Annotated in this window: 15 protein-coding genes and 2 pseudogenes; 5 read left to right on the top strand and 12 right to left on the bottom strand. The window is 56.7% G+C overall.

Annotation, left to right across the window (positions count from 1 at the left end; all coding sequences use genetic code 11):
• Nucleotides 1-24 precede the first annotated feature (24 nt).
• From trpS to GM30_RS00515, 11 genes and pseudogenes are all read right to left on the bottom strand, one after another.
• Nucleotides 25-1,029, bottom strand: a complete 1,005-nt coding sequence (trpS, locus tag GM30_RS00465; RefSeq protein WP_049847059.1) for a tryptophan--tRNA ligase — start codon at nucleotides 1,027-1,029, stop codon at nucleotides 25-27.
• Entirely contained in the window at nucleotides 1,022-1,783 is a 762-nt protein-coding gene (gph, locus tag GM30_RS00470; RefSeq protein ID WP_049847060.1) for a phosphoglycolate phosphatase, read from the bottom strand. The genes trpS and gph overlap by 8 nt, the downstream gene beginning before the upstream one ends.
• Entirely contained in the window at nucleotides 1,776-2,453 is a 678-nt protein-coding gene (gene rpe, locus GM30_RS00475) for a ribulose-phosphate 3-epimerase (RefSeq protein WP_049847061.1), read from the bottom strand. Before rpe ends, gph begins: the two co-directional genes overlap by 8 nt.
• Nucleotides 2,454-2,491: 38 nt before the next feature.
• Entirely contained in the window at nucleotides 2,492-3,328 is an 837-nt protein-coding gene (dam, locus tag GM30_RS00480; protein WP_049847062.1) for an adenine-specific DNA-methyltransferase, read from the bottom strand.
• A gap of 79 nt (nucleotides 3,329-3,407) precedes the next feature.
• Nucleotides 3,408-4,587: pseudogene (gene damX, locus GM30_RS00485) on the bottom strand (cell division protein DamX).
• A gap of 61 nt (nucleotides 4,588-4,648) precedes the next feature.
• The gene (locus GM30_RS00490) at nucleotides 4,649-5,650 is read right to left on the bottom strand and encodes a 3-dehydroquinate synthase family protein (protein WP_072093981.1); all 1,002 of its coding nucleotides are present in this window, start codon (nucleotides 5,648-5,650) and stop codon (nucleotides 4,649-4,651) included.
• Nucleotides 5,651-5,717: 67 nt separating this feature from the next.
• Nucleotides 5,718-6,239 (bottom strand): shikimate kinase AroK, encoded by a 522-nt coding sequence (gene aroK, locus GM30_RS00495; RefSeq protein ID WP_049847064.1) that lies wholly within the window; start codon nucleotides 6,237-6,239, stop codon nucleotides 5,718-5,720.
• Nucleotides 6,240-6,530: 291 nt separating this feature from the next.
• Nucleotides 6,531-7,763 (bottom strand): DNA uptake porin HofQ, encoded by a 1,233-nt coding sequence (hofQ, locus tag GM30_RS00500; protein ID WP_049847065.1) that lies wholly within the window; start codon nucleotides 7,761-7,763, stop codon nucleotides 6,531-6,533.
• The gene (locus tag GM30_RS00505; protein ID WP_049847066.1) at nucleotides 7,684-8,073 is read right to left on the bottom strand and encodes a HofP DNA utilization family protein; all 390 of its coding nucleotides are present in this window, start codon (nucleotides 8,071-8,073) and stop codon (nucleotides 7,684-7,686) included. The genes hofQ and GM30_RS00505 overlap by 80 nt, the downstream gene beginning before the upstream one ends.
• Entirely contained in the window at nucleotides 8,052-8,663 is a 612-nt protein-coding gene (locus GM30_RS00510) for a PilN domain-containing protein (RefSeq protein WP_049847067.1), read from the bottom strand. Before GM30_RS00510 ends, GM30_RS00505 begins: the two co-directional genes overlap by 22 nt.
• Entirely contained in the window at nucleotides 8,657-9,445 is a 789-nt protein-coding gene (locus tag GM30_RS00515) for a type IV pilus biogenesis protein PilM (protein WP_049847068.1), read from the bottom strand. The genes GM30_RS00510 and GM30_RS00515 overlap by 7 nt, the downstream gene beginning before the upstream one ends.
• A 117-nt stretch (nucleotides 9,446-9,562) precedes the next feature.
• Here GM30_RS00515 and mrcA point away from each other — a divergent pair.
• Nucleotides 9,563-12,090 (top strand): annotated as a pseudogene (mrcA, locus tag GM30_RS00520) (peptidoglycan glycosyltransferase/peptidoglycan DD-transpeptidase MrcA).
• A 38-nt stretch (nucleotides 12,091-12,128) separates the two neighbouring features.
• On the opposite strand, the gene nudE reads toward mrcA, so the two are convergent.
• Nucleotides 12,129-12,689, bottom strand: coding sequence for an ADP compounds hydrolase NudE (gene nudE, locus GM30_RS00525; protein WP_049847089.1), 561 nt, complete (start codon nucleotides 12,687-12,689; stop codon nucleotides 12,129-12,131).
• Nucleotides 12,690-13,011: 322 nt separating this feature from the next.
• Between nudE and GM30_RS00530 the strand changes: the two genes are divergently transcribed.
• Genes GM30_RS00530 through hslO form a run of 4 tightly spaced genes read left to right on the top strand, consistent with a single transcriptional unit; the run spans nucleotide 13,012 to nucleotide 17,186 of the window.
• A complete protein-coding gene (locus GM30_RS00530) occupies nucleotides 13,012-15,141 on the top strand; it encodes an intracellular growth attenuator family protein (protein WP_049847069.1) in 2,130 nt (709 codons plus the stop codon).
• Between the two features lie 60 nt (nucleotides 15,142-15,201).
• Nucleotides 15,202-15,879 (top strand): GMP/IMP nucleotidase, encoded by a 678-nt coding sequence (gene yrfG / locus GM30_RS00535; RefSeq protein ID WP_049847070.1) that lies wholly within the window; start codon nucleotides 15,202-15,204, stop codon nucleotides 15,877-15,879.
• 2 nt (nucleotides 15,880-15,881) lie between these two features.
• On the top strand, nucleotides 15,882-16,283 hold the full coding sequence (gene hslR, locus GM30_RS00540; protein WP_049847071.1) for a ribosome-associated heat shock protein Hsp15: 402 nt from the start codon (nucleotides 15,882-15,884) through the stop codon (nucleotides 16,281-16,283).
• Between the two features lie 24 nt (nucleotides 16,284-16,307).
• On the top strand, nucleotides 16,308-17,186 hold the full coding sequence (gene hslO / locus GM30_RS00545) for an Hsp33 family molecular chaperone HslO (RefSeq protein WP_049847072.1): 879 nt from the start codon (nucleotides 16,308-16,310) through the stop codon (nucleotides 17,184-17,186).
• Nucleotides 17,187-17,508: the final 322 nt, after the last annotated feature.

Raw genomic sequence — 17,508 nt, forward strand, 5'->3', positions numbered from 1 at the left:
CCCCGGTTTTTTTACTGTCATTACTTACGGATGCGCGACAAAACCAATGGCGTCGTACACCGATTTCAGCGTGGCAGACGCCCGCTCGCGCGCTTTCTCAGCACCGGCTTTCATCACCTGTTGCAGGAAAGCTTCGTCGTTGCGGTAGCGGTGATAACGCTCCTGCAGCTCGCCCAGCATACCGGCGACGGCATCGGCCACTTCCGTTTTGAGGTGACCGTACATTTTGCCTTCGAAGTGCTGCTCCAGCTCAGGAATACTCTGCCCGGTGACCGCAGAGAGAATATCCAGCAGGTTGGAAACCCCGGCTTTGTTCTGCAGGTCATAACGCACCACCGGCGGCTCGTCGGAGTCTGTGACCGCACGTTTGATTTTCTTCACTACCGATTTCGGATCTTCCAACAGGCCGATCACGTTGTTGCGGTTATCGTCCGACTTGGACATTTTTTTGGTCGGCTCCAGCAGCGACATCACGCGCGCGCCGGATTTCGGAATAAACGGCTCAGGCACTTTGAAGATATCGCCATAGATGGCGTTAAAGCGCTGGGCGACATCGCGGCTCAGTTCCAGATGCTGTTTCTGATCTTCACCCACCGGCACCATATTGGTCTGGTACAGCAGAATGTCTGCCGCCATCAGCACCGGGTAGTCAAACAGACCGGCGTTGATGTTTTCCGCGTAACGGGCTGATTTATCCTTAAACTGCGTCATGCGGCTCAGCTCACCGAAATAGGTGTAGCAGTTCAGCGCCCAGCTCAGTTGCGCATGTTCCGGGACGTGAGACTGCACGAAAATCGTGCTTTTTTCCGGGTCAATGCCACAGGCCAGATACAGCGCCAGGGTGTCCAGCGTTGCTTTCCGCAACTGCTGTGGATCCTGACGCACGGTGATAGCGTGCTGGTCAACGATGCAGTAAATACAGTGATAGTCGTCCTGCATGTTCACCCACTGACGCAGCGCACCCATATAGTTGCCAATGGTCAATTCACCTGAGGGCTGTGCGCCACTAAAAACAACGGGCTTAGTCATTTTTCATTTCCTGATGTTCACTGTACGGAAGCCCGAATACGGGCAGTAGTTCATCGAAACGATCGAAAATTACATCGGGTTCGCTGAGCTCGATCGATTCGCCATAGTTGTAGCCATAGGTCAGTCCGACGGAACGGCAACCGGCGGCCTTCGCCGCAAGAATATCATTGCGGGAATCGCCGACAAAAAGCAATGCTTCCGGCGCGAGACGTAAACGCTCAGCCACCAGCAGCAGCGGTTCGGGGTGCGGTTTCTTGTTCTGCACATCGTCGCCGCCAATGATCACGTCAAAGAGATGCGCGATGCCCAGCGCGTCAAGGATGGGCGCGACGAACGGCGTCGGTTTGTTGGTCACCAGCGCCAGCGGCAGCCCGTGGGCATGTAACGCGCCAAGCGTTTCGGCGACGGCCGGGAACAGGAAACTGCCCGCTTCGGCATGCTCTGCATAGTAGCGGTCAAACAGCTTACGCAGAATACGAATCTGCTCTTCTTCGGGGATATCACTGCCATCCACCGACGGTTTTCCCATCGTGGCGCGCAGCGTCGCGCGTTCCTGCCGCGCCCAGGTCAGGGCGCGTTGCATCAGCACGTCGGCACCGTTGCCGATCCAGGTAATGACGCGTTCTTCACCTGCCACCGGCAACTCCAGCGCATACAGCGCGCTGTCAACAGCGGCAGTGAGCCCCGGAGCACTATCCACCAGCGTCCCGTCCAGATCGAACGCAACGCCTTTTATCAACTGCATATCAATCATGACGTACCTTTGCCAGTTCACTACGCATTTCATCAACCACTTTTTTGTAGTCTGGCTGATCGAAGATAGCGGAACCGGCCACAAACATATCGGCGCCTGCTGCGGCGATTTCCGCGATATTGCTTACCTTAACACCACCGTCCACTTCGAGACGAATGTCATAACCTGACGCATCAATGCGGCGGCGTACTTCGCGCAGTTTTTCCAGCGTATGGGGGATAAACGACTGACCGCCAAAGCCCGGGTTAACCGACATCAGCAGGATGACGTCGAGCTTATCCATCACGTGATCAAGATAGGTCAGCGGCGTGGCCGGGTTAAACACCAGCCCCGCTTTACAGCCGTTTTCTTTGATCAATTGCAGGGAGCGGTCGACATGTTCGGAGGCTTCCGGGTGGAAAGTAATAATACTGGCGCCCGCTGCGGCAAAATCAGGAATAATGCGATCGACCGGTTTGACCATCAGATGCACGTCAACCGGGGCGGTGATGCCGTATTTGCGCAGCGATTTCAGCACCGTCGGGCCGAAGGTCAGGTTCGGAACGTAGTGGTTATCCATAACGTCGAAATGAACGACATCCGCACCGGCGGCCAGGGCTTTCGCGGTGTCTTCACCCAGGCGGGCAAAATCAGCCGACAGAATTGAGGGGGCAATCAAATACTGTTTCATCCGCATCTCCTTGCGCGCCGGGCAGGCCGGCGCAAGCGTTATTTTTTAGCGGCCGATACGTTGGCTGGGCGGTACAGCGCCAGCAGTTCGTCCACCTTTTTACGTGTGCCACCATTACTGCTGATACTGCGTCGTACCTTCACGACGTGCAGTTTGGCCAGTTGATACCATTCGCGCGTCAGCGCCGTATCATGGTTAGAAATCAACACCGGAATGTGATTATTCACCAGCCCTTCCGCGAGCCGCGCCAGATGCGCCTGCTGCTCCAGGCTAAAGCTGTTTGTGTGATACGCCGTAAAGTTAGCGGTCGCGGAAAGCGGCGCGTACGGCGGATCGCAATAGACAACGGTTTTGTTGTCGGCGCGAGCCAGGCTGTCGGCGTAGGACTCGCAATAGAAAAAGGCATTCTGCGCCTTTTGCGCAAAATGGTACAACTCAGCTTCCGGGAAGTAAGGTTTTTTATAACGGCCAAACGGCACGTTAAACTCACCCTTCAGGTTGTAACGGCACAAACCATTGTAACCATGCCGGTTCAGATACAAAAACAGCACCGCGCGTCGAAGCGGATCCTGACATTGATTAAATTCTTCACGAAACTGATAGTACACCTCGGAGGTGTTGGTCACTGGCGTAAACATTTCACGCGCGGCCGTGACGTACGTTTCCGTTTGCGTCTTAACGATGTTATAGAGACTGATCAGATCGCTGTTGATATCCGCAAGGATATAACGAGAAAAGTCGGTGTTGAGAAACACCGACCCGGCGCCCACAAAAGGCTCAATCAGGCACTCGCCTTTCGGCAAATGCTTTTTGATGTCGTCGAGCAGAGGGTATTTTCCCCCTGCCCATTTCAAAAAAGCGCGATTTTTTTTCATGCTGTCTGGCTACTTACACATTCTCCGGCTGTGGAGAAGGGCTCCGACAGCATCCTGCGCTTCAGGCTTTTGGCCCGCATTATTTCAGATCGGCCTGGACCTGATGCAGTGGTTTTGCCCACGGATTTTTTGCCTGAACATCGGCAGGCAGCGTGGCGACCGCACGTTTCGCGTCATCTTTCGAAGCATAAACACCACTCACCAGCACATACCACGGCTGACCGTTACGGGTAGTCTCGTAGACGACGTAATTTTTCAGGTTCTCTTTCTTCGCCCAACCATTCAGGTTGTTGTAGTTCGACGAACTGCTGAGCTGCAGGGTGTAGTGGCTTTANCGTCACCGCTGGCGTTTTCGCCGGGGTGCTGGTCGGTTTCGGCTGCGCGACCGGTTTCGGTTCGCTGGTGGTGGTTTTCGCGGTTGCCTGCGGTTTCGTTTGCGGCTTCGCTTCAATCACGGCCTGTTTGCGTTCCGGGCGGGCAGGCGTTGTCGTCTGACGCGGTGCCGGTTCGGTGGCTGCCGTCTGGCGCGGTGCAGTACCGGTGGTACCCGCGGTACCGTTACGCACTGGCGCCACGGTAGCCGGTTCAGTCGGTAACGTGGAGGCCGTCGCGGCGTTGTCAATCTGACCTTGCTGCTGCGTCAGCGCGTTGTTCAGGTCGCCCTGCACTTCCACACGCTGCTGGCCTTCCGGCGCGGTGTTCACCTGTCCCTGCGTCGGGGTAGACGCGATTGGCGGTACGGAAACGTCCTGCGGCGTATTGCCTGACGTCTGGCCACCGGCGGCATCACCCGGCGCTGGCTGCGCACCGTTCGCCTGATCGGTCGCATTGCTGGCGTTACTACCAGAAAGATCGATATTACGCTCGGTAGACGCGGTTTGTTCGTTTGAGGATGGGGAGGATGGTGCTTTCAGCGCAGAGCCGATGCCGATAATCAGCAGCAACAGAACCAGGATCCCCAGACCCATCATGATGTACTGGCGAGAGGCCGGTTTGCTGGCAGCGGCTTTTTTACGATGACGTGGGCGGCGCTCAAGGGGAGCGTCCTGCTCTTCATACTCGTCGTCAGATTCGTAATATTCTTCTTCCTCTTCACGCGCACGGCGGGCGCGCGTCGGACGACGATCGTCCGCATCAAAGTCCACATCATCAAAGTTGATCTGTGGCTCGTTTTCGCGGTCGGAAGACTGACGAGAACGACCAGCACGACGATCGCTGGGATCGGGTTTCAGCTCGTCTTCTGGTTTGAATTCATCCATTTAACACCCCACTAAAAGGCGTGTGCCTGGAACAAACGCACATCGCCTGAAACTGACTTTTTTATTCGTGCTCCTGCTGAGTATCAGCAATCGCGTCTAAAACCACCTCGTGCGACACTCCGCCGCGTACTTCACTTTTCCCTATCGCCAGCGGCAACACCAGGCGCAGCTCGCCAGCCAGTACTTTTTTATCACGCATCATGTGAGGCAAATACGCCTGCGCAGACATCTCCCGCGGCCCCGTTACCGGAAGCCCTGCCCGCTTGAGCAACGCAATGATACGCTGCGTATCCTGAGCGTTAAACTGCCCAAGACGTTCAGAAGCATGCGCCGCCATCACCATACCGGCTGCCCCGGCTTCGCCCTGCCCCAGATTCAGTAAAGCACGTAAGCCGGTTTCGCGCTCGTCTGCCGCAACAACTTCGGCTTTCAGTTCACAACAACGGCGAATACAGTACGCCATTGCTTTTTCATCCAGCGCCATCAGCGCATCAATATTCTGTTCCAGCCAGTCAAAAAAGTCGCCATCAAGAATAATGCCGTACTTGATCACTTCTGCAAGACCTGAGGAGAGTTCACGCTGCGGCAAGGTTTTCAGGCAGTTCAGATCGATAACCACAGACGCGGGTTGCCAGAAGGCGCCAATCATGTTTTTGCCGAGCGGATGGTTAACGGCCGTTTTGCCGCCAACAGAGGAATCGACCTGTGACAGCAGCGTGGTTGGCACCTGAATAAAGCGCACGCCACGCTGATAGCTGGCCGCTGCAAAACCGCTCAGATCGCCCACCACGCCGCCACCCAACGCCACCAGCGTTGTGTCACGGCCATGGGGTTTTTGCAGGAGAGCGGTAAACACCTGGTCCATTACGGTCAGGCTTTTGTACTGCTCGCCATCAGGAAGGATGACGCTGTCAACCTTCACGCCCGCGTTTTCAAGCACGGAGCGGAGATGGTCCAGATACAGCGGTGCCAGCGTTTCATTGGTGACCAGCATGACCTGATCGCCTGATTTCAGTGGCAGGAACGATGCGGGTTCGTCGAACAAACCCGCCGCGATGGTGATCGGGTAACTACGCTCCGCGCATCCACCTTATTTGCTTGTTTTTCGCTGGCGTTTTCTTTTGCCAGAATCAGTTGCTTTCCAGCATATGGACGATCTGGTTTGCGACGACTTTTGCGCTCTGATCGTCAGTACGGATCGTCACGTCAGCGATCTCTTCGTACAGCGGATTACGTTCGTCAGCCAGCGCTTCAAGCACCTCGCGCGGCGGCGTTTCCACCTGCAGCAGAGGGCGTTTTTTATCGCGCTGAGTGCGAGCCAGTTGCTTTTCGATAGTGGTTTCCAGGTAAACGACCACACCGCGTGCGGAGAGACGATTACGGGTTTCGCGGGATTTTACAGAGCCGCCGCCAGTGGCCAGCACAATACCCTGTTTTTCCGTGAGTTCGTTGATGATCTTTTCTTCACGATCGCGGAAACCTTCTTCGCCTTCTACATCGAAGACCCAGCCTACATCTGCACCAGTGCGTTTCTCAATCTCTTGATCAGAATCGTAAAATTCCATGTTGAGTTGTTGAGCTAACTGGCGCCCAATAGTGCTTTTGCCGGCACCCATAGGCCCAACCAGAAAGATATTGCGTTTCTCTGCCATTTTTTCGGTACTACTAAGACTATTCGTTAATGGTAAACCCACGGCGCTTACATCCTGCGCAGTGGGACATGAACTGAAACCTCATATGCGATAGTGCGAGAGTCAGACTAAAAATTATCTCAATACTCCGGCGGGTTTGGCAACAGTAAAGATCACCGGGCTACGGGCATACCCACTTCAGGGATGGGCGCGCCACTGACGCTCAAAATCGGTACCCCTTGTATGCTAAATCCATCCGTACGTCAAACACCTGAAACGTGTTCAGCGCAAAAAAGCCGTCTGGCTTGCTGCTTACTGAACAGAAACAATACGCGGGGTGATAAAGACCACCAGCTCGCGGCGTTCATTATCTTTCTCGTCGTGACGAAAGAGCTGCCCAAGCCAGGGGATGTCACCGAGTAGCGGAATACTGTCGCGCGCGGATTTGTTCTTTTGCGAGAATATGCCGCCCAATGCCAGCGTTTCGCCACTTTTCACTTCCACTTGCGTTTCAATTTCCTGCTTATCAATCGCCAGCACTTCGCCATCGGCCTGCTGAAGCACCTGACCTGGCATATTTTCGCTAATCCGTAACTTTAGTCGCACACGGTTGTTCTGCAACACCGTTGGCGTCACTTCCATCCCCAACACTGCCTCTTTGAACTCCACCGAGGTAGCGCCGCTTTCGCCACTGGAGACCTGATACGGAATTTCGCTACCTTGCTTGATACTGGCAGGCTGCAGGTGTGAGGCCAGCAAGCGCGGGCTGGCGATGATATCCACCTTCTGTTTTTGCTCCAGCGCGGACAGCTCAAGCTCAAGCAGCCGTCCATTAATATGGCCGATATTAAATCCCACGCGGGTGGGCGCATCGGCGACGGACAGATCGCTGCCAAGCGTGGTGAGCTTTCCGCTCCCAACAGCGCCTTCCGCCTCCGCCAGGCTCCATTTAACGCCCAACTCCCGAAGGCTTTTTTCATTGATGGTGACGATATGCGCCGCCAGCTCCACCTGGCCGACCGGCAGATCCATCTCTTTTGCCCACGCCATCAGCGCCTGAGCATGGCTTTTATCATCGCGGATCACCAGCCGGTTCAGGCGCTTATCCACCGTCAGGCTACCGCGTGGCGAGAGCAGTTTTTCCCCGGCCTTTGCCAGCTCTGCGGCATCAGCGTATTCCAGCGGAACGCTCTGCCCCATCAGCGGCGCGCTGAGCTGTTGCCTGGCGCTTTTCGCCTCGCGCTGCGCCTGCTTCTCTTTTTGCCATGACTGCGAATGCACGTAGAGCACCCGCCCCTCCTGCGACAGCACCAGACCGGCGCTGTTTACCACCGTTTGTAGCGCCTGTTTCCAGGGGAGGTTTTGCAGATGCAGCGAAATTACCCCGCTGACCTCCGGTGCCACCACCAGATTGCGCTGATCCAGCGCGGCAAGGCTTTGCAGCACCTGCGCGACGGGGACTTCATCAACCACCAGCGAGACGTTTTTTTCGGCCAGCGCCATCGGTGCCAGCAGGCAGGTCCACAGGCTTATCCATACTTTCATCGTTTTTTCCTTCCTTGATCCATGTCCAGAGGGCAGGGTCGCACCCTTCGCCGGTCCTGACGGTTATCTTTTTTTCGGTGATGTCCAGCACCCGCCAGCCGGTTTCAAACGGCATGCCCGACTCCACCCGATGCCATTTTCCCTCGCCGTCTTTTAACAGGCCGATGCGTCGTTGCATGTGGCCGATGCTCCCCAGGTAATGCCACTGCGTCAGTTGCTGCGTATGGCAGCGGTCAACCGGCGGCGCAAACGGGTCGCGCATCCCCATGAGCAACGGCAGCAGGGCGATCAGGACCGGTTTACTCGCCATCCATCACCTCCAGCTGGAGCGTCAGCCGCAGCCTGCCGTTCGCCGGGCGAATACTGAACGCGGCGGCCNTCCGCACCCTCCAGCCGCAGGGTGAATTGCCAGCGCCCCTGCGCATCACGCCCGGTTTTCCCGGCCTTCGCCGGTTTCAGCCCTGGCAGTTCCCGCAACGCATCGTTCAGGTCGGCGAGTGCGGTAAACGCGGTCGTCTGACCGTTTAGCGTCAGGGTAGTGTTTTGCCACGTCAATTCAGTCAGCCACGCCTGTTCGGGGAAGCGCGCGGCGACCGCCTGCAACCGGGGTTGCCATGCCTGCGTTCTTGCGTGCCGTGCCTGCCACTGCAGGCGGTCGTTGGCCTGCTGTAACGCCTGCCGGAGCGGTTTTTCGCGCTGCGCCAGCACCTGCTGCAGGTCTCGGTTTGCCGCCGCATGCAGTGCCGCAATGCGGTGCGCGTTTTCCAGCGTAAGGTGGGTCATCAGCCAGGCGAGCGTCATCACCAGTAAACTGCCGACAATTATCAGCACCCAGAACCGCAAGCAACGTCGTTGTCGGCGCTCGCGCCAGGGAAGGAAATTCACCTGATGCATCACCATGTATGTGCTCCCAGCGCCAGCGCGATAGCGACCGCGAAAGCATCACCGTCGGGCGGTAGCGGCGGCTGACGTTTGACGATAATGCTCCACGGGTCGATATGCGGTTGTGCCGCAGATTGCGCCGTACAGAGCGTCAGCGGCTGTTGAACCTGCGAATGCAGCTCATCGAACGATGCCGCCTGTGAAAATCCTGTCGCGCCCCAGCTTTTATCCGTTGCCCACAGCCAGGCGTCGGCATCACGCCAGACCACGCCCTGCTCCGGTAGATCCAGATAAGGGAGGAAGTAATGCAGGGCGCTGGCGTCCGGCGTAATGGCGGCCACCTGCAGATTGAGTTTTTGCGCTACCTGTTGCAGCGCGACGACTTCACGCTGCTGGGCCACCGTCACACGATATTCACGCTGTGTCTCGTCGGGCGTGTAATCAAAACAGAGCGCGGCGGCGTCCATTTCCATCCGCTTCGCCGTATTGCTCACCACCCATTGGGTGGAGTCCCGCTCGCGAAGCGTCAGCGCGGGGCGTGGAATCGCTTTTTGCAGCGTCCTTGCCGCAGGAAATGCCATCGCCACCTGATGCTGAAGCGGCAATTCGCACCGCCAGTCTCTCAGGACGTTAACTATGCCGTCGGGCTGGATAACAATGCCGCGATCCACCGCGCCATCGGGTAACGGAACCGACCACCAGCGGCGCAGCGACCAGCCCACACGCTCGCGCTGCAACGCCACAATTACGATCCGCTCATGCTGAATATGCAAACCCACCTGCCAGCACCTGAATGACATATTTGCGATCTCCTTATCCGCCGTCACCTTAACGGCTATCAATGCATCAGGCTTGCCTTTATACTACCGCGCGTTTGCTTATAAACTGCCCAAGTGAAACTTAATGGGAATTCTCCGGTGAAGTTCGTAAAGTATTTATTGATCCTTGCAGTCTGTTGCATTCTGCTGGGAGCAGGCTCGATCTACGGTCTCTACAAATATGTAGAGCCACAACTCCCTGATGTTGCGACGCTCAAAGACGTGCGCCTGCAAATTCCAATGCAGGTCTACAGCGCCGACGGCGAGTTAATTGCCCAGTATGGTGAGAAGCGCCGCATTCCGGTCACGCTGAGCCAGATGCCGCCACAGCTGGTGAAAGCGTTTATCGCCACCGAAGACAGCCGCTTTTACGAGCATCACGGCGTCGATCCGGTGGGGATTTTCCGTGCTGCCAGCGTGGCGTTGTTCTCAGGGCATGCGTCGCAAGGGGCGAGTACTATCACGCAGCAGTTGGCGCGTAACTTCTTCTTAAGCCCTGAAAAAACGCTGATGCGTAAAATTAAGGAAGTGTTCCTGGCCATCCGCATTGAGCAACTGCTGAATAAAGATGAGATCCTCGAGCTCTACTTGAACAAAATCTATCTCGGCTATCGTGCGTATGGCGTGGGTGCGGCGGCGCAGGTTTATTTTGGCAAGTCCGTTGAGCAACTGAATCTCAGCGAAATGGCGATGATTGCCGGTTTGCCAAAAGCGCCATCGACCTTCAACCCGCTCTACTCGATGGAGCGCGCCACCGCCCGCCGCAACGTGGTGCTGTCGCGCATGCTGAGCGAAGGCTACATCACCCAGACGCAGTACGATCAGGCGTTCCGCGAGCCTATCGACGCCAGCTACCACACCCCGGAAATCGCCTTTTCCGCGCCGTACCTGACTGAAATGGTGCGTCAGGAGATGGTCACCCGCTATGGTGAACAAGCGTACGAAGACGGCTATCGCATCTACACCACCATTACCCGTAAAACGCAGCTCGCCGCTCAGGATGCGCTGCGCAAAAACGTGATGGATTACGACATGCGCCACGGCTATCGCGGCCCGTCGAACGTGCTGTGGAAAGTGGGTGAAGCCGCATGGGACAGCAAAAGGATTATCGATTCGTTGAAGAGCCTGCCGACGTACGGGCCGCTCTCTGCGGCGGTGGTGACGGCGGCGGATCCGCAGGAAGCGACGGCGATGATGGCCGACGGCACCTCGATTTCATTACGTATGGAAGGCATCCGCTGGGCGCGTCCGTACCGCTCGGATACGTTGCAGGGCACCACGCCGCGTAAAGTGACGGACGCCGTGCAGGCGGGGCAGCAGATCTGGGTGCGTCGCGTGAATGACAGCTGGTGGCTGGCGCAGGTGCCGGACGTCAACTCCGCGCTGGTTTCCATCAATCCGCAAAACGGCGCGATTATCGCGCTGGTGGGCGGGTTCGATTTCAACCAGAGCAAGTTTAACCGTGCCACTCAGGCGCTGCGCCAGGTCGGCTCGAACATCAAGCCGTTCCTCTACACCGCCGCGATGGACAAAGGGCTGACGCTGGCGAGCANNCAACGATGTGCCGATTTCCCGCTGGGACGCCGGGGCAGGCTCCGACTGGCGACCTAAAAACTCGCCTGCGGAATATGCCGGTCCGATTCGTCTGCGTCAGGGTCTGGGCCAGTCGAAAAACGTGGTGATGGTTCGCGCGATGCGCGCCATGGGCGTCGATTATGCCGCTGAGTATCTGCAGCGCTTCGGCTTCCCGGCGCAGAACATTGTGCATACTGAATCGCTGGCGCTGGGTTCCGCGTCGTTCACGCCGCTGCAGGTCGCGCGCGGTTATTCGGTGATGGCGAACGGCGGCTTCCTGGTGGACCCGTACTTCATCGCCAAAATCGAAAACGATCAGGGCGGCGTGATTTTCGAGGCGAAGCCGAAAATTGCCTGCGCCGAGTGTAATTTGCCGGTGATTTACGGCGATACCGCCAAATCTGACGTGCTGGAAAACAAAGACGTTGAAGACGTGGCGACGTCTCTGGAGCCGCGAAACTCGACGGTGCCGCAGCCGCAGCTTGAGCAGGCAAATCAGGCGCTGGTCGCGCAGAGCGGCGGCCAGGAATATGCCCCGCACGTCATCAGCACGCCGCTGTCGTTCCTGATCAAGAGCGCGCTGAACACCAACATTTTTGGCGAGCCGGGCTGGCAGGGCACCGGCTGGCGCGCAGGTCGTGACCTGAAGCGCAACGACATCGGCGGTAAAACTGGCACTACCAACAGCTCGAAAGATGCCTGGTTCTCCGGTTACGGCCCGGATGTCGTGACGTCGGTATGGATTGGCTTCGACGATCACCGCCGCGATCTGGGGCGCACCACCGCGTCCGGGGCGATTAAAGATCAGATTTCCGGTTACGAAGGTGGGGCCAAGAGCGCGCAACCGGCGTGGGACGATTTCATGAAAGTGGTGCTGGATGGCGTACCGGAACAACCGCTGACGCCACCGCCAGGCGTAGTAACCGTGAATATTGACCGCTACACCGGGCAACTGGCCAGCGGCGGCAACAGGCACGCAGCCGACCCATCAGGCGGTGCGTGAGGTGGGAACGACCATTATCGACAACGGTGAAACCCACGAACTATTCTGATCAAAAAAGGCGCCGCTGGCGCCTTTTTTCTTTCTCTGTTACAACCGCCCCTGCGCTTTCAGCCATTCCCGAACGAGGAACAGCGCGCTGACGTTGCGGGCTTCGTTGAAATCCGGCTCTTCCAGTAGCCCCATCACATTCGCCAGCGGCCAGCGCACCTGTGGCAGCGGCTCGGGTTCATCGCCGGGCAGCGATTCCGGATAGAGGTTTTCCGCGACCACAATATTCATTTTGCTGGAGAAATAGGACGGCGCCATGCTCAACTTTTTCAGGAACGTTAGATCCTGCGCCCCGAAACCCACCTCTTCTTTCAGTTCGCGGTTCGCCGCTTCAAAGACGCTTTCGCCCGGATCGATCAGCCCTTTTGAAAACCCCAATTCGTAGGATTCGGTACCAACAGCATATTCACGGATCAGGATCAGATGGTCATCAACAATTGGCACGATCATTACCGCTTCCCGGCTGGACGGACGCATGCGTTCATAGACGCGGCGCACGCCATTGCTGAACTCCAGATCCACACTTTCGACATTAAAAAGACGCGAGCGTGCAACGGTTTCGACATTAAGTATGGTGGGCTTTTGTAATGATTTGCTCATTGTGATGGGGTCTTTGCAGTGATGACAGGCATCATTGTGCGACAGGCTGCACGGTTTCGGCAATCCGAATTGCCGTTTATTTACATTTTCGTAACCTGCATAATCAATCCCCTATTTACACACAAAAGTCAAGAGGTTGAAATTGAATTGAGAATTTGCTGATATTCCCCCGGGGATTGCTCTGGTAAGCTCGCGAACTGCGATTAAGTGCAATTAACCTTTCAGGATCTACGCGATACGTGCCGATAGCTACCTACGGGCTCACGTTAACTGTAACTTTGCAACCAACGAAACCTGTAAGAAAAAGTAAGATAGGAAACGCATGGGCACAATTTTAATCTTCTTCGCTCTGCTAGTGGCCTGTGTCGTGTTGGCAGGATGGCTTTTCCTGCGCCGCCCGCAGCGCCGCCGCCTTCCCTGGCTACACGCGTTTGTCGGGGCAGCGTCACGTAAGCTCACCGAAGAAGAGCGCACCGCGGTTGAAAATTACCTCGAGGGGTTGAGCCGCGTTCAGCAGGTTCCGGCATCGGGTGCCAGCGTCGCGCCGGTGGCGATGACCCTTAACGCGCAAAGCGGTACGGTTTACTCCGTTACCCAGTCCATCACCCGCTACGGCATCACCACCGACGATCCCAACAAATGGCGCTATTTCCTCGACGCGGTTGAAGTCCACCTGCCCCCGTTCTGGGAGCAGTACATCAATGACGAAAACAGCGTTGAACTGATTTATACCGACTCGCTGCCGCTGGTTATTTCGCTCAACGGCCATACACTCGGCGATTACCGCCACGAAGCCCATAAATATGCGCTGGAGAAAACGTCATCAACGCAGGCCTCGATTCGTGGTGAAGAGAGCGAGCAGATTGAGCTGCTGAATATTCGCCAGGAGACCCGCGAAGAACACGCCCTGAGCCGCCCCGACGGGCTGCGCGAAGCGGTGCTGATTGTCGGCGCGTTCCTGCTTGCCTATTTCTGCCTGCTGGCGCCGGACGTATTCGTGCCGTGGCTGCTCGGCGGCGCTATCCTGCTGCTGGCGGCAGGGCTGTGGGGGCTTTTTGCGCCACCGGCAAAAACCACGCTGCGCGAGATCCACTGCCTGCGCGGTACGCCGAAACGCTGGGGGCTGTTTGGCGAAAATAACCAGGAACAGCTCAATAATATCTCGCTGGGCATTATTGACCTGATTTACCCGCGCCACTGGCAGCCGTGGATTGCCAATGATCTCGGCCAGCAAACCGATATCGATATTTATCTCGACCGCAACGTGGTGCGTCAGGGGCGCTTTTTGTCGCTGCATGATGAAGTGCGCAACTTCCCGTTGCAGCACTGGCTGCGCAGCGCGGTGATTGCAGGCGGCGCGCTGTTAGTGGTGGTGATGTTGTGGATCAGCGTGCCGCTCAACATGCCGTTTAAATTTACGCTGTCGTGGCTGAAAGGCGCGCAGACCATTGAAGCCACCACGGTCAATCAGCTGGAAGAGTCTGGCCTGCGCGTGGGCGATACGCTGCGCCTTCGCGGTACCGGGATGTGTAACATTCATTCACCGGGGAGCTGGACCGCGCAGGAAAACTCGCCGTTTATGCCGTTTGACTGCTCGCAAATCATCTGGAACGACGCACCGCCGCTGCCGCTGCCGGAATCAGAAATCGTCACCCGGGCGACGGCGCTGGTACAGGCAGTGAACCGCCAGTTGCATCCGTCGCCGGACGACAGCTCACGCGTCAGCCCGGCACTGCGCTCAGCGATTCAAAAATCAGGCATGGTGTTGTTGGATGACTTCGCAGATATCGTGCTGAAAACACAGGATCTCTGCTCGGGTGACGACGAGTGCGTGCGCCTTAAAACCGCGCTGGTAAACCTCGGAAACACCAAAGACTGGGAGGCGCTGAATCGTCGCGCCAGTTCCGGCAAACTCGATGGCGTAAACGTGCTGCTGCGCCCGGTTCAGGCTGAATCGCTGGACAGCCTGGTCAGTTCGTCTACCGCACCGTTTGTAATGCGTGAAACCGCGCGTGCGGCGCAGGCGCTGAACAGCCCGGCGCCTGGTGGGTTCCTCATCAGCAGCGACGAAGGCAGCGATCTGGTCTCTCAGCCCTATCCGTCGGTCGCGCTTTATGATTACCCCGCCCATGAACAGTGGGGGGAATTCCAGCGGCTGGCGCAAATGCTGATGCATACGCCGTTTAAAGCCGAGGGCATCGTCACCAATATTTATACCGACGCCAACGGCACACGCCATGTGAATTTACATCGCATCCCTGACAGCGCCGGACTGTGGCGCTACATCGGCACCACGCTGCTGATGCTGGCGATGCTGGCCTGTGCCATCTACAGCGGTATTCAGGCCATCCGCCGCTATCAACGCCACCGCACGCGCCTGGAAGAGATCCATAAATATTATGAGAGCTGCCATAATCCGGTTCTCCTCCCTTCGCAGGAAGCACACGACTAGCACCAGGGCGCGGCAGGTTGTGATACCCTGTCGCGCACTGCTTCTCGCTGGAGTTTCACCATGCATTTTGACATCGCCTGGCAGGAGGTTGATACCGTTCTGTTAGATATGGACGGCACGCTGCTCGACCTCGCCTTTGATAATCACTTCTGGCAAAAACTGGTGCCTGAAACCTACGGCGCCCTGCATGGCATCAGCCCGACGGAAGCCCAGGCGGTGATCCGCAAGGAGTATCACGCGGTTCAGCATACGCTAAACTGGTACTGTCTGGACTACTGGAGCGACCGTCTCGGTCTGGACATTTGTGCGATGACCACTGCGCAAGGACCGCAGGCGGTGCTGCGTGACGATACCGTGCCATTTCTGGATGCGCTGAAGTCCAGCGGTAAACGCCGCATTTTGCTGACCAACGCGCATCCGCACAATCTGGCGGTGAAGCTCGAACATACCGGTCTCGCCTCGCACCTTGATTTATTACTTTCCACCCACACATTTGGTTATCCGAAAGAGGATCAGCGGTTGTGGCAGGCGGTGGCGGAAGAGACGGGGCTTTCGGCGCAAAAAACGCTGTTTATCGACGACAGTGAACCCATTCTGGACGCGGCTGCTCAGTTTGGCATTCGTTATTGTCTGGGCGTGACCAACCCCGATTCCGGGCTGGCGGAAAAGCAGTATCTGCGCCATCCGGGGTTAAATGATTATCGTCGGTTGATCCCCTCACTCACCGTGAAGGAGTGACCATGAAAGAGAAACCCACCGAGGCCGTCAGGCTCGACAAGTGGCTCTGGGCGGCCCGCTTTTACAAAACGCGGGCGCTGGCACGAGAGATGGTAGACGGCGGCAAAGTGCACTACAACGGCCAGCGCAGCAAGCCGGGCAAAGTGGTGGAACTCAACGCCGTCCTGACGCTTCGCCAGGGCAATGACGAGCGCACCGTGGTGATTAAAGGTATTACCGAACAGCGACGCCCCGCCAGCGAGGCCGTCGCGTTATATGAAGAGACACCTGAGAGCATCGAAAAGCGCGAGAAAATGGCACAGGCACGAAAGCTGAATGCGCTGACGATGCCGCATCCCGACAGGCGACCGGACAAAAAAGAGCGCCGCGACCTGATGAGATTTAAGCATGGTGAGAATGAATAATTGTCACCCGTAAGAGAGAAAATTATGACGCAACACGATCAACTACACCGCTATCTGTTTGAAAACTATGCCGTACGCGGTGAACTGGTGACCGTTTCTGAAACGCTGGATCAGATCCTCGCCAACCATAACTACCCGCAGCCGGTAAAAAATGTGCTGTCCGAGCTGCTGGTCGCCACCAGCCTGCTGACCGCTACCCTGAAATTTGCCGGCGATATCACCGTTCAGTTGCAGGGTGATGGCCCGATGACGCTGGCGGTGATTAACGGCGATAACAATCAACAGCTGCGCGGCGTGGCGCGTGTACAGGGCGAGATCCCGGAAGAGGCGTCGCTGAAAACGCTGGTGGGCAACGGTTATCTGGTGATCACCATCTCCCCGGAAGAGGGTGAGCGCTATCAGGGCGTTGTCGGTCTGGAAGGCGAGACACTGGCAGAATGCCTGGAAGACTACTTCCTGCGCTCTGAACAGCTGCCTACACGCCTGATCATCCGTACCGGTGAACACGACGGCAAACCGGCGGCGGGCGGCATGTTGCTGCAGGTGATGCCAGCGCAGAACGCGCAGGCGGAAGATTTCGAGCATCTGGTGGCGCTGACCGATACCATCAAAGCCGAAGAGCTGTTCTCGCTGCCGGCCAACGATGTGCTGTGGCGTCTGTACCACGAAGAAGAAGTGACGGTCTACGATCCGCAGGGCGTGGAATTCAAATGTACCTGTTCACGCGAGCGCTGCGCGGGCGCGTTGAAAACGTTGCCGGACGAAGAAATTAACAGCATCCTGGCGGACGAAGGCGAGATCGACATGCATTGTGATTACTGCGGTAACCACTATGTCTTTAACGCTATGGACATCGCTGAAATTCGGAATAACTCCGCACCGGCAGATCCACAAATCCATTGACAGCCGAAACGGCAGCATTCTCTCCTTCTCTTTCACTATGAGAGAAGGAGATTCTCCTTTTTTCATTAATCCCCCTTATCGGTGAAGACGTTCAGCCATCGCGAAGTGAATCGATTTTCATTGAAAGCCTTTCGTCAATTTCTTTCATGAATGCGATTACCTTCACATTAACTTAGACAATTACACCATTTTTTAACTATTTAAGAACATTTCCCCCAATTAAATAGCGATTCCTGCCATAATCCGTAACCCTCGTGAAAGGAGTTACAGGGTTTTTCGTTATAAAAAACCAGACAAAGTCTGGGGCCGGATGCGCAAATCT

Source organism: Trabulsiella odontotermitis (genome assembly GCF_001188485.1).
Lineage (GTDB): Bacteria > Pseudomonadota > Gammaproteobacteria > Enterobacterales > Enterobacteriaceae > Trabulsiella > Trabulsiella odontotermitis_A.